The organism is Tepidanaerobacter acetatoxydans Re1, from assembly GCF_000328765.2.
GTDB lineage: Bacteria > Bacillota > Thermosediminibacteria > Thermosediminibacterales > Tepidanaerobacteraceae > Tepidanaerobacter > Tepidanaerobacter acetatoxydans.
Genome location: NC_019954.2, coordinates 2148181 through 2160300, shown reverse-complemented (window position 1 = coordinate 2160300; position 12120 = coordinate 2148181). Strand labels below are relative to the sequence as shown.

Below are 12120 nucleotides of genomic sequence, written 5' to 3'. Positions count from 1 at the left end.
GAATTATGGAAATAATAGACAGTAGAATTGATTTTATTCCTATATCCCAGTTTAAGATGCATTCTTTAAAAAGCGAAAACAAAAATGAAACAGAATTAAAAGAGGTTTGTCAGCAATTTGAATCAATCTTTTTAAATTATATGCTAAAATCTATGAGGGATACAATACCCGATGGGGGCATGTTTGAAAAAGGTGTAACTTTTGATATTATGCAATCTATGCATGATGAAGCCCTAGCTGAAGAAATTTCTCAAAACGGAGGAATCGGATTGGCACAGCAGCTTTATGAACAGCTTTCAAAATATATTTAGGAAAATTTATTAAATATAAATGGGACGGACTTTACGGTTCGTCCCTAATTGATTTAAAATAGGTAATTTTTCATCATCGATTGCTCTCAAATTGAAGGATACAATCCTTTGTTTATAAATTGTATTATACTTTGAATCTAAAAAAATTGTTTTTAAGCCAATTATTATTTGAAAAGGATGGTTTTTATGCTTAGCATCGAAGAAATAAAAAAAATAATACCACATAGATATCCGTTCTTATTAGTGGATCGAATACTGGAATTGGAGGAAGGAAAGAGGGCAGTAGGTGTTAAAAATGTCTCTGCTAATGAAGAATTTTTCCAGGGGCATTTTCCGGGAAAACCCATCATGCCCGGAGTATTAATAGTGGAAGCCTTGGCTCAAGTTGGAGCCTGTGCGATTCTAAGCTCTGAAAACAATCGTGACAAGATAGCACTTTTTGCAGGTATTGATAGAATGAGATTCAAGCGTCAGGTAATACCGGGTGACCAGTTGCGACTTGAAGTAGAACTTACGAAAATAAAAGGTCCTATCGGAAAAGGTAAAGCTAAAGCAACAGTAGATGGTGAAATAGTCGCCGAAGGTGAATTGATGTTTGCGATATCAAGCCTATAAGATTAAATTTAAAAATATCAAGTCTAATTTCAAGGAGGAATGCCTCGATTTTTAACGGTATAGCTTTCTGTATCAAAATTGATTATAATTATTTATAGTAATGGGGGGCAATCAAAATGCAATTTTATTTAATTAGTGGGCTAATTTTTGCATTTTTTGTAGCTATTTTTGCACTGTGGAATTCCTCGGAGATTATTATTCGATTTCCGTTTCTGGGCGAATTTGCAACCTCACAGGCCTTAGTGATAATCGGCTCAGCGATGCTTGGAGCACTGGTTATAATGGTATTTGGTCTTGTTAAAAGTTTCAAAATGAATCAACAAATAAAAAAACAGGCAAGAACGATAAAAGATTATGAACAAATTATTGATAAAATGAAAAAACAGCTGGATGAAAAACAATTAAAAAAGGAAAATGGTGCAGAAATTTAACTACGCAAGATAAAAAAAGTAACCCTTCTTGCAGGGTGGTCTAGGACATGCGCGACACGTATGTTAAAGTCAGCACTTGAAATTGTATTAATGGTTGTGTTAGTATAGTATAAATGAATATTTTTGGCGATGAATGAGTAAAGTAGCTGTTTTAGGTTACAGTATAAAGAGAGCAATCCGGTTGGTGGAAGGATGCGTACCAAAACAAGTGAATTACACTCAGGAGTTTTCGGTCTTTAGCGGCTTAAGCCGTTACTGTATAAGAGGCATTTAGACGAAATATTTTAAATGCGAATTAAGGTGGTACCACGAGCTTCCTCGTCCTTAAAAGACTGGGAAGCTTCTTAATTACATGATTTCAAGACCAGCTATTAAAAGTCAAGAGATAATTTAATTTATTTTGCCTTTGTGATTATAAAATTTCTGTCAGAACCCGTCAAGGGAAAAAGCATCCCTTGACAGAACCTGCCATAAATACTTATGTAAAATTAGGCAAAACAAATAAACCTAAATATAGAATAAAAAATTTAGGTTGTAAAAGCAGGTTAGTTTTTACCAATCCTATTTAATATCAGGCACATAGGGTTTGTTATCACGAAGGACTGCAAAGATAATATTACACATCTTTCTAGCGACAGCCCCAATGGCAGTTAAATGATGTTTCCCTCTTGCCCTAAGTGATTGATAATAGACTGACAGAGCTGGGTCTTTGAAGGCTGCAACAGTAGCAGCTAACCAAATTGCCCTACGAAGATATGGAGAACCACGTTTAGAAATTTTAGTCTGTGTCCCCACAAAATCACCAGATTGTTTTACGGCTACATCAAGACCTGCATAGGCAACAAGTTGGGGTGCAGCTTCAAAACGGGAAATATCACCAATTTCTCCGATAATAATAGCACCAAGAACATCACCAATACCTGTAATAGTAGTAATAACTGAATTGGTTTGGTGAAGGAGTGTAGAAATTTCAGTTTCAAGTTCTTTTAGCTGTTCTTCGATAAAATTAATTTGGGCAATAATTTGCTTAATTTGAAATGCAAATGCATCTTTTGCAAAGTTAATACCAAAAGTATTAGTAGCAGACTCTTGAATTTCAGAAGCTTTTGAAATACCAAAACGTCCTCTACTAGCTTCGGATAGAAGTTTGGAAAGAGTCCCTGTATCTATGGATAACATATCCTCTGGAGTAGGATATTTAGAGAGCAGCTCCCTAGAAGTTACTCCAAAGGTATCAGAAAAAAGCTTAGAGTATTCAGGGAAAACTTGATCCAAAAGAGCAATACACTTGCGTTTCCAATCAGAGCATTCATCTACTAAAGCGAGACGGTATCTGGATAATTGGCGTAAGGCCATAACATCTTCATCAGCTAAAGAAGTAGTGGAAAATTCACCGAAACGCATAATTTGAGCAATGATAAAGGAATCCTTAGAGTCGTTCTTAGTTTGCCTAATATACATCTTTCTAAATGCATCTGATTGAATAGGGTTAATAACATTTACAGTAAACCCTAGATCAATTAGATATGAATAAAGGCTAACCCAATAATGACCAGTAGCTTCCATACCAATAACAGTGTTGGAAGTATCAGCTTCAAATCTTTCAAGCAAGGCAATTAATTTATTGCAACCTACTTGAGAATTTGAAAAGGATATACTTTTATCAAGAAGCTTACCATTAGAATCAATAATAGAAGCTTCGTGGTTTTGTTTAGCAATATCAATACCAACATAAAACATAAAATCACCAGCTTTTAATATATTTACAGATAAAGTCTAGGACCTCTCTACTTTACATGATGCAACCTCGTTAGATATTCAGTAACTTTTGTACTATCCAGCTCATTCGCATATGGATGTAAAGAAGAGGCGTAACCCTTGAAAAGGAAGACTAGGCTTCAAGGAGGAAAACTACGACCTCTATCTGTACAATTATTATCTCACAAGAATAGTGAGATAGAAAAGAAATATAGTTTTTAAACTATGACTTTATTATACGAGGAGGAAAGATTACAACATGGACAATGTATACGATATTCTAAAAGAAAGAGGATTTATTGAACAGGCGACACATGAAGAAGAAATCAGAGAGCTTCTTGAAAAGGAAAAGGTTGTTTTTTATGTTGGCTTTGACCCTACTGCTGACAGCCTGCACGTAGGTCATTTGCTTCCAATGATGGCTATGGCACATATGCAAAGAGCCGGCCATGTTCCAATAGCTTTGTTGGGTGGGGGCACTGCAATGATAGGTGACCCATCAGGTAGAACCGATATGCGCAAAATGCTAACTCGGGAACAAATAGATTATAATGCAAGACAATTTAAAAAACAGTTCGAAAAACTTCTTGATTTTTCGGATAATAAGGCCTATATGCTAAATAATGCAGACTGGCTAATGCAACTTAACTATATAGATTTTCTGCGTGAAGTTGGTCGGCATTTTTCTGTAAATCGCATGCTTACAGCTGAGTGCTATAAACAACGGCTGGAAGCAGGCCTGACCTTTTTGGAGTTTAACTATATGCTGATGCAGTCTTATGACTTCTTACATTTGTATAGGAAATACGGTTGTAAATTGCAGATGGGCGGCAATGACCAATGGTCGAATATTATAAGCGGTGCTGACTTAATCCGGAGAGTGGAAGGAGATTCGGCTTATGGCATGACATTTACGCTTCTTACCACCAGCGAAGGTATAAAGATGGGTAAGACTCAGGCGGGAGCCCTTTGGCTGGATCCTGAAAAGGTATCACCCTATGATTTCTATCAATATTGGAGAAATATTGACGATAGAGATGTCGAGAAATGCTTGTCACTTCTAACATTCCTTCCCATGGATGAAATCAAACGGCTCAGCTCTTTGGAAGGTGCCCAAATAAACAAGGCTAAAGAAGTGCTGGCATTTGAGCTTACTAAAATGATTCACAGCGAAGAAGAAGCCAAAAAGGCGCAAGAGGCTGCAAGAGCACTTTTTAAGGATGGTGCAGATATGTCTTCAGTTCCCCAAACAGAAATAGATGCACAAAAGTTAAGCGATGGTATGGAATTACTTGAGCTTTTAATGCTTACCGGCCTGACTTCCTCAAAAAGTGAAGGAAGAAGACTTATTCAACAGGGAGGCATTTATGTTGCAGACAAACGAATTGATGACGTTGAGTTAAAAATTACCGCAGAGGATTTCGATGATGACAAAACACTCTTACTTAGAAAAGGCAAAAAAGTTTATCATATGGTAAAACTATTATAACCTCAAACTATAAATGGACGTTTAAATTTCAAAACGTCCATTTTCCTCATCATAAGCAGATAAAGCAAAAGTTACTATTCAGAGGCTGAAAACAACTTGTCATCCTGAATACAGTGAAGAATCTTTATAAGGATTAAACAAGATTCTTCGCTGCACTCAGAATTCCCACGTGTTTCCACGCCACAATAAACGAATATTAATTGCTATTCCTTGATTATACACTAGTTATGGCATGAGTTCGAGTGTCATTGTCACAATGAGGTTGACTCAGAATTTGAAAATACTCCTGCTGCAGAACCACAAATTGTCTTTGAAAAACGTATAGCAATGTAGCTATTAAGACAGGGGTAACGCCATAATAACAATAGCAAGGAATATTATTATACAAACTGTTTATGAGCGTTGTTGTGGGATTGACGTGCACAAAAACTTATTGTTGCCTGCTTTAGAAACGGGAAAAAAGCAGAAGTACGGGAGCTTATTGGAAACCTATCTATAACATTCTGGAATTACCAAACATTGATGTGATGGTTGTTAATGCACATCACATGAAAACTGTCCCCGGGCGTAAAACTGATATCAAAGATGCTCAATGGATAGCAGACCTTTTACAACATAGTCTTTTAAAGAGTAGTTTTATCCCTGATAAGGAACAACGCGAACTTCGTGAAATAGTACGCTACCGTAAAAATCTAATCGAAGAGCGTTCAAGAGAACTTAATCGTCTAGAAAAAACCTTAGAAGGTGCTAATATAAAGCTAAGTTCTTTCGCTTCCAGCTTAACCGGTGTAAGCAGCCGTAAGCTGATAGAGCAACTGCTGCCGTAGCCCATTCCATGCTCATTGCAATATACCACATGTTAAAAGATAATGTTCATTTTAAGGATCTAGGTAGCGATTATTATACAAAGTTCAATAAAGAGAAAAAAGCTAATTATTACTTTAAAAAATTACAAGAATTAGGAGTGTCATTTCCCGTTTCAGTGGCTACCTAAAATATAATTTTTTTTGGGCATTGCTCTTTGAGCTGGTCGAAGGGTGATTAATCAACCACCCTTAGTTAAGTGTGTCTTTGTTTAGTTATATATTCATAACAATGACAGCAGTATATAGCAGAATGACAGACCTCTGAATAGTAACAAACAAGAAATTAGCCGGGCAGATATATATTATGATGTGCAAATAGAAATCTTTGATGTATAATTATGATGAATATTATAAAGGGGAGTGGGTTTTAATAAAGAAATCAGCCGTATTTTGGGGATACTTTTCATATAAAGATTGGGAGATGCATTTGGCGGCCAGTCCAAAAGGTCTATGCTATGTGCTTTGGTCAAACAAGCCATTTAAGGTATTAGAGATTTGGGTAAATAAGTATTTTTTTCAAGCCGATTTAATCTATAATCAAGATAAATTAGAACCATATATGATTCAACTTGAGGAATATTTAAAGGGTCGGCGGCATACCTTCGATATTCCCTTAGACTTACAAGGTACATGCTTCCAGATATCAGTGTGGAAGACACTGCTAAATATACCATATGGAACAACTAAGACATATTCGCAAATAGCTCGAGAAATTAATAATCCAAAGGCCGTGCGGGCAGTTGGAAAAGCCATCGGAGCAAATCCTGTGTCCATAGTGGTACCGTGCCACAGAGTCATCGGTAAGGATGGAACACTTACAGGCTTTGCGGGTGGAATAGAAATAAAGGAAAAGCTCCTGAGGATAGAAGGAATATCAAATATCAAGAGCTAAATAAAAGAGAATAACCTGTTTTCATGCAAACATTAAATTTTTTTGTATTCAAATATTTTATGGGAAGATGATTAATTATGACGGTTACTCTTGAAGATTTTTTAGTACAATTATTTTCAAACCCAGCTTTGATTATTACTGTATTGTTGACACTAGGAACTGTTATGGTCAACGGGTGGACCGATGCTCCAAATGCTATTGCGACATGTATTTCTACACGTTCCATGGAACCACAACCTGCAATTATTATGGCTGCTATTTTTAATTTCTTAGGTGTATTTGTTATGACAATAGTTAATTCGAGGGTAGCAGAAACCATATATAATATGGTGGACTTTGGAGGAGATGCTCATAAAGCTCTTATTGCATTGTGTGCGGCTTTATTTGCAATTGTGGTATGGGCTACCGCTGCATGGTGGTTGGGCATACCGACTAGCGAAAGTCATGCATTGATAGCAGGTATAAGCGGCGCTGCAATAGCACTGCAAAAGGGCATTGGCGGTATCAATTTCGATGAATGGATAAAAGTTTTATATGGATTGGCATTATCCATGTTCTTAGGTTTTTTTTCCGGATGGTTAGTAGTTAAAGTAATCGAAAAGGTTTTTAGCGGCTTTGACCGTAGAAAAACATATGGTTTGTTTAAATATGCTCAAATAGTCAGTGCCGCCGGTATGGCCTTTATGCATGGTGCTCAGGACGGTCAAAAGTTCATGGGTGTGTTTATGCTCGGCATATTTCTTGCACAAGGGCAAGCTTCGGTTACTGAATTTGTTATTCCGTTATGGTTGATTATATTATGCTCCATAGTGATGTCACTGGGGACATCCATAGGCGGTATGCGAATTATCAAATCCGTAGGAATGGAAATGGTGAAACTTGAAACCTATCAAGGATTTTCTGCAGATCTTGCAGGTGTTATATGCTTATTTCTAGCTTCTGTGCTGGGACTACCCGTCAGCACTACGCATACCAAGACAACGGCTATAATGGGAGTAGGTGCAGCAAAGAGAATCTCATCCGTAAATTGGGGAATTGTAAGAGAAATGGTAATTGCCTGGTTGATGACTTTTCCGGGCTGCGGATTAATTAGTTTTTTATTGGCATTACTATTTATGAGATTATTTTAAAACAAAAATAAATAGATTGGGGAAGGCAACTATTATGCGTAAAAAGGATAATTATTATTTCGATACTTTTGTTCAATTAGTAGATTATTCCTGTGAAGCCGCAGATTTGTTAAATCAAATTATGATTGACTACGATGCAAAACAGATAAAAGATAAAATGGAAGAAATGCATACTATAGAACATACTGCAGATGTTGAAAGACATCAAATGATTGGAAGACTGGTAAAGGAATTTATAACCCCGATTGAACGTGAGGATATTATGGCAATAGCGGATTGTATTGATACTGTTACAGATACCATCGAAGATGTATTAATGCGAATGTACATGTATAATATCAGTGAGGTTACAAAACATGCCCAGAAGATGACTGAGATTATCGTAAAATGCTGTAGATTATTAAGACAGGCATTTGATGAATTCCCAAATTTCCGCAAGTCTCAAAAGCTCCATGAACTAATTGTAGAAATCAATGAGCTGGAAGAAGAAGGAGACGCACTCTACACTGAAGCTATAAGAGCCCTATATCTCAGCAATGTAAATTATAAAGAAATAGTCGCATGGGATAACACATATCATTATCTGGAAAAATGCTGCGATGCTTGTGAAGATGTAGCAGAGGTTATAGAAAATGTAATAATGAAAAATTCCTGAACAACTCTTCTGCTGCCAGTGTTAATTTTTTAACTGAGAGGCTTGTAACTTTCGGAGTTTGCAAAAAATTCGAAAACTAGAAATAAGAAAATAATAAAAAAATATATTGACATATTAAAAAACTAGCAATATAATATAAGCATATGGAATCGGTTCCACAAAATGAGGTTTTGCCATATGAGACTTACAATCAATGATATAGCTAAAAAAGCAAATGTATCTAAATCAACTGTTTCAAGGGTGTTAAATAATTCTGGATATGTTAATAAAGAGACAAGAGAGAAAATAGAAAAAGTCATAAAAGAGAATGCTTATTACCCTTCAGCTCAAGCTCGAAGCTTAAGTAAAAGAGAGAGTAATACTATTGGTGTGATTATTCCCGAAGCTGATAATTCTTTTTTTGGAGAAGTTTTAAGAGGGATTAGCGAAATTGCGGATGAAAACGGTATGACTTTAATCTTTTGCGATACCAATAATAATGTTATTAAGGAAAAAAGAGCTTTAGACATGATTATTATGCAAAGGGTAAAAGGGTTGATTTTTACTCCGGTGAATGATCATAGCAATGATGAAGTTGAACAAAAGCTTAAACAGAAATTAAGAGCATTAAACATACCAACTGTTTTGTTGGACAGGGGAATCGAGAATTCAGAGTGGGATGGAGTCTTTTTCGAAAACTATAAAAGTGCTTATAAAGCTACTGAAATATTAATAAATGAAGGACACAAAAAGATAGGTGTTATAACAGGCGACTTAAATCTAAAAATAGGAAGAGATAGATATAGAGGATTTTTAGATGCTTTAAAAGACTATAATATTCCCGCTTTGAAGAAATACATCTATATAGGAAATTTTTCCGTAGAAAAAGCTTATCAGGTATCAAAGCAATTTTTGGAAGATAATGATTTGCCAGATGCCTTACTAACTTCTAACAATAGAACAACATTAGGGCTACTTAAAGCACTGAACGAAAAAAATGTTCTTCCGGGAAAAGATATAGCTGTTATAGGAATCGATAACATTGAAGTGCTTGACATTCTTGGTTATAAGATTAGCTGTGTAGCAAGAGATACGGTAGAAATGGGCAGATTAGCTATGCGACTATTATTGGAGAGGTTCGAAAATCCGAAGAAGGAACGAGAGAATTGTATTATGCCATTTAAAATTAACCTAAAGGGTTCCGAAAAAAAATTGTAAAAAAAAACATATATTTGACTAAAAATTTTTTCGCAAATATGGGAGCGGTTCCATATTTAAGTTTTTAATTGCAGTGCTTATGGTGCAGCAATTAAAATAAAAAAATTAAAAGTAATAGGAGGAAGAGTTTATGAGAAAAAGAGTTTTTGCCTTGCTATTGGTATTACTACTTGTTATTCTGGCAGGATGTGGCAAAACGGGCACTGATTCTCAAGAAGGGAATCTAGATTCAGCGAATACGGGAGGAGAAAATGCAGAACCTTATAAGATTTCTGTAATAGTCAAAGCAACAGATTCGGATTATTGGCAAACGTTGCTCGCCGGTGCAAAAGCAGCAGAACGGGATTGTGGTGGTAAAGTTATTGTAACTACGGACGGTCCTCCATCAGAAACAGATATTGATAAACAAGTTTCTATTTTGGAAAATGTTATCTCAACTCAACCAGATGCTATAGTTATTTCTTCTACCAGCTCTGATGCAACTGTGCCAGCTATTGAAAATGCTATGTCGCAGGGGATTCCGGTTATAACTATTGATAATAAGCTTAACACAGACAACTATACGTCATTTTTAGCTACAGACCACAGAATTGCAGCAGCTTCAGCAGCTGAGGCGATGGTAGATGATTGGAAAGAAATGGGTATTGATCCATCTGGCAAGAAAGTTATCGTAATTAGTTCGGTAGCCGGAACAAAAGTCAATACTGAAAGAACGGAAGGTTTTATCGAAAAGATTACTGAACTTGTTCCTGAAATTGTAGTTCTAGAAACTCAGTATGGAGATAACGATATTTCTAAGGCTTTAAGTATTGCTGAAAACACAATTGCAGCTAATCCGGATTTAATTGGTATATTTGCAGATAACAACCATATGGGTGTCGGAGTTGCTAAAGCTCTTGAAGAAACAGGGAAACATAATGATGTAGTGTGTTATGCATTTGATACGAATGAAGATGAAATCAAAGCTCTTAAGGATGGAATATTAAAAGGTTTAGTTGTGCAAAATCCGTTTGGGATGGGCTATGATGGTGTAATGTTTGCTGTTGATGCAATTGAAGGTAAACCGGTTTCAAAAGATGTAATTATCGATGCTACGATAGTAACAAAAGAAAATATGGACGAACCAGAGATACATAAACTTTTATATCCGCTAGAATAACCATAACAAAATAAAAATGTCACAGACATGCTGCTTTAAATGTCTGTGACATTTTTAAGAAAATTTATTACAAATGGCAACAAACAAGGAGATTGTAGAGGGAGGGTAATCATGCCTTTATTAGATGAGAATATTGTAAGCATTAAAAATTTGACTAAAGATTTTCCTGGAGTTAGGGCACTAGATGATGTAAGTTTTGATATTTGTAAAGGCGAAGTCCATGCTCTGGTTGGGGAAAATGGTGCAGGAAAGTCTACTATTATTAAAATTTTAATGGGAGTTTACTCGAGAACATCAGGAGAAATATTTATTGATGGCGAATCGGTAGATTTTAAATCACCACAGCAAGCTGAAAAATACGGTTTAGGGGCAGTTTATCAGGATGTAAACTTAGCCAAAGATTTAACTGTAGCTGAAAATTTCTATATGGGGCATCTTCCAAAAAACAAATTAGGCCTTGTGGATTACAAGACTATGTACAAAGAAACAGAAGAGATTTTGGAGTCTATTAATATGCATGTTAATCCAAGGTCTATTATAAACGAGCTATCTGTTGCTCAGCAAGAAATGATTGCAATTGGTAAGATGCTGCATATTAAAGCTAAATTAGTTATATTTGATGAACCGACCGCATTACTAACAAACGAAGAAATAGAAGAGTTATTTAAGATAATTCGATTGTTAAAGAGTCGAGACGCGGGAATTATTTATATCACACACAGGTTAGATGAAGTATTCCAAATTAGTGACCGTGTAACCGTCCTTAAAGATGGTATGAAAGTGAAGACGGTAAACACAGATGAAACCAATGAAGATGATTTAATTACTATGATGGTTGGCCGAAAAACCGGCGATATGTATAAAATCAATCAGGCTAAGCATGGAACCGTAGTATTAAAAATAGAAAATCTTTCTAGAGATAAGGTATTTAGAAATATAAATTTTGAGGTAAGAAAGGGCGAAATATTTGGTATGTTTGGATTGGTAGGCTCAGGGCGTACTGAAATAGTAAAATGTATCTTTGGTGCAGACAAAAAAGATTCAGGAGATATTTATATTAATGACCAGAAAGTAAAAGTGGATAATCCTGAGGAAGCTATAAAGAAAGGTATAGCCCTTCTTCCGGAAAATAGAAAGGATGAAGGACTGGCATTGGGCTTATCAATTTCTTTTAATACAAATATGGTAGCGATCGATAAAGTATCATCTCACGGAGTTATCGATTGGGTAAAAAGTGACAAAAAAGCAATTGAATTAGCGGAAAGATTAAAAACAAAAACTCCCTCGATACATCAGCTGGTTGGAAATCTTTCAGGTGGAAATCAACAAAAAGTCGTAATTGCAAAATGGCTAGCTCAAGAAAGTGATATTTTCATCTTTGATGAACCAACAGTTGGAATCGATGTTGGAGCTAAACAAGAAATATATAAAATTTTTGAACAGCTTGTCAAGCAAGGCAAATCCATTATTGTAATTTCTTCATATTTACCAGAAGTTATGGGATTATCAGATCGGATTCTTGTAATGTACGAAGGGGAACAGATGGAAATATTGGAAAAGTCGGATTTTGATGAAGAAAAAATCTTAAAGTTGGCTTCTGGCATAAAATAAGGGAGG

11 protein-coding genes, 1 pseudogene and 1 other annotated feature are annotated in these 12120 nt (G+C 35.7%); of the genes and pseudogenes, 11 read left to right on the top strand and 1 reads right to left on the bottom strand.

Going from position 1 to position 12120, the window contains the following annotated elements; genetic code table 11:
* Positions 1 to 5 precede the first annotated feature (5 nt).
* The 3 genes from TEPIRE1_RS10285 (at position 6) to TEPIRE1_RS10275 (ending at position 1357) form a co-directional block, all read left to right on the top strand.
* Entirely contained in the window at positions 6 to 311 is a 306-nt protein-coding gene (locus tag TEPIRE1_RS10285) for a rod-binding protein (protein ID WP_013779111.1), read from the top strand.
* A gap of 186 nt (positions 312 to 497) precedes the next feature.
* Positions 498 to 926, top strand: coding sequence for a 3-hydroxyacyl-ACP dehydratase FabZ (gene fabZ / locus TEPIRE1_RS10280; RefSeq protein ID WP_013779110.1), 429 nt, complete (start codon positions 498 to 500; stop codon positions 924 to 926).
* Between the two features lie 116 nt (positions 927 to 1042).
* Positions 1043 to 1357: a LapA family protein gene (locus tag TEPIRE1_RS10275; protein ID WP_013779109.1), complete on the top strand. Its 315-nt coding sequence runs from the start codon at positions 1043 to 1045 to the stop codon at positions 1355 to 1357.
* A gap of 120 nt (positions 1358 to 1477) precedes the next feature.
* Positions 1478 to 1686 (top strand) — a binding site (T-box leader).
* Positions 1687 to 1918: 232 nt separating this feature from the next.
* Here the strand turns inward: TEPIRE1_RS10275 and TEPIRE1_RS10270 are convergent.
* Positions 1919 to 3097: an IS110 family RNA-guided transposase gene (locus TEPIRE1_RS10270; RefSeq protein WP_013777234.1), complete on the bottom strand. Its 1179-nt coding sequence runs from the start codon at positions 3095 to 3097 to the stop codon at positions 1919 to 1921.
* A 277-nt stretch (positions 3098 to 3374) separates the two neighbouring features.
* Between TEPIRE1_RS10270 and tyrS the strand changes: the two genes are divergently transcribed.
* The 8 genes and pseudogenes from tyrS (at position 3375) to TEPIRE1_RS10230 (ending at position 12114) form a co-directional block, all read left to right on the top strand.
* The gene (tyrS, locus tag TEPIRE1_RS10265; protein ID WP_013779108.1) at positions 3375 to 4604 is read left to right on the top strand and encodes a tyrosine--tRNA ligase; all 1230 of its coding nucleotides are present in this window, start codon (positions 3375 to 3377) and stop codon (positions 4602 to 4604) included.
* Positions 4605 to 4986: 382 nt separating this feature from the next.
* A pseudogene (locus TEPIRE1_RS14150) lies at positions 4987 to 5425 on the top strand (IS110 family transposase); the annotation flags it as partial.
* Between the two features lie 373 nt (positions 5426 to 5798).
* Complete coding sequence (locus TEPIRE1_RS10255) at positions 5799 to 6362, top strand: methylated-DNA--[protein]-cysteine S-methyltransferase (RefSeq protein ID WP_013779107.1); 564 nt, start codon at positions 5799 to 5801, stop codon at positions 6360 to 6362.
* Positions 6363 to 6439: 77 nt separating this feature from the next.
* Positions 6440 to 7492 carry an inorganic phosphate transporter gene (locus TEPIRE1_RS10250; protein WP_013779106.1) on the top strand — a complete coding sequence of 351 codons (1053 nt, stop codon included), beginning with the start codon at positions 6440 to 6442 and terminating at the stop codon, positions 7490 to 7492.
* A gap of 34 nt (positions 7493 to 7526) precedes the next feature.
* Entirely contained in the window at positions 7527 to 8147 is a 621-nt protein-coding gene (locus tag TEPIRE1_RS10245; RefSeq protein WP_013779105.1) for a DUF47 domain-containing protein, read from the top strand.
* Positions 8148 to 8324: 177 nt separating this feature from the next.
* Positions 8325 to 9344, top strand: a complete 1020-nt coding sequence (locus TEPIRE1_RS10240) for a LacI family DNA-binding transcriptional regulator (RefSeq protein ID WP_013779104.1) — start codon at positions 8325 to 8327, stop codon at positions 9342 to 9344.
* Positions 9345 to 9474: 130 nt separating this feature from the next.
* The gene (locus TEPIRE1_RS10235; protein ID WP_013779103.1) at positions 9475 to 10503 is read left to right on the top strand and encodes an ABC transporter substrate-binding protein; all 1029 of its coding nucleotides are present in this window, start codon (positions 9475 to 9477) and stop codon (positions 10501 to 10503) included.
* A 111-nt stretch (positions 10504 to 10614) separates the two neighbouring features.
* Positions 10615 to 12114 (top strand): sugar ABC transporter ATP-binding protein, encoded by a 1500-nt coding sequence (locus TEPIRE1_RS10230; protein WP_013779102.1) that lies wholly within the window; start codon positions 10615 to 10617, stop codon positions 12112 to 12114.
* The last annotated feature ends 6 nt before the right edge of the window (positions 12115 to 12120 follow it).

What these genes read in the sequence shown, in the direction of transcription:
- TEPIRE1_RS10250 (WP_013779106.1), top strand. Translation starts at nt 6,440, where the DNA reads ATGACGGTTACTCTTGAAGATTTTTTAGTACAATTATTTTCAAACCCA.
- fabZ (WP_013779110.1), top strand. Translation starts at nt 498, where the DNA reads ATGCTTAGCATCGAAGAAATAAAAAAAATAATACCACATAGATATCCG.
- TEPIRE1_RS10275 (WP_013779109.1), top strand. Translation starts at nt 1,043, where the DNA reads ATGCAATTTTATTTAATTAGTGGGCTAATTTTTGCATTTTTTGTAGCT.
- TEPIRE1_RS10270 (WP_013777234.1), bottom strand. Translation starts at nt 3,097, where the DNA reads ATGTTTTATGTTGGTATTGATATTGCTAAACAAAACCACGAAGCTTCT.
- TEPIRE1_RS10255 (WP_013779107.1), top strand. Translation starts at nt 5,799, where the DNA reads ATGTATAATTATGATGAATATTATAAAGGGGAGTGGGTTTTAATAAAG.
- TEPIRE1_RS10230 (WP_013779102.1), top strand. Translation starts at nt 10,615, where the DNA reads ATGCCTTTATTAGATGAGAATATTGTAAGCATTAAAAATTTGACTAAA.
- TEPIRE1_RS10240 (WP_013779104.1), top strand. Translation starts at nt 8,325, where the DNA reads ATGAGACTTACAATCAATGATATAGCTAAAAAAGCAAATGTATCTAAA.
- TEPIRE1_RS10245 (WP_013779105.1), top strand. Translation starts at nt 7,527, where the DNA reads ATGCGTAAAAAGGATAATTATTATTTCGATACTTTTGTTCAATTAGTA.
- TEPIRE1_RS10285 (WP_013779111.1), top strand. Translation starts at nt 6, where the DNA reads ATGGAAATAATAGACAGTAGAATTGATTTTATTCCTATATCCCAGTTT.
- TEPIRE1_RS10235 (WP_013779103.1), top strand. Translation starts at nt 9,475, where the DNA reads ATGAGAAAAAGAGTTTTTGCCTTGCTATTGGTATTACTACTTGTTATT.
- tyrS (WP_013779108.1), top strand. Translation starts at nt 3,375, where the DNA reads ATGGACAATGTATACGATATTCTAAAAGAAAGAGGATTTATTGAACAG.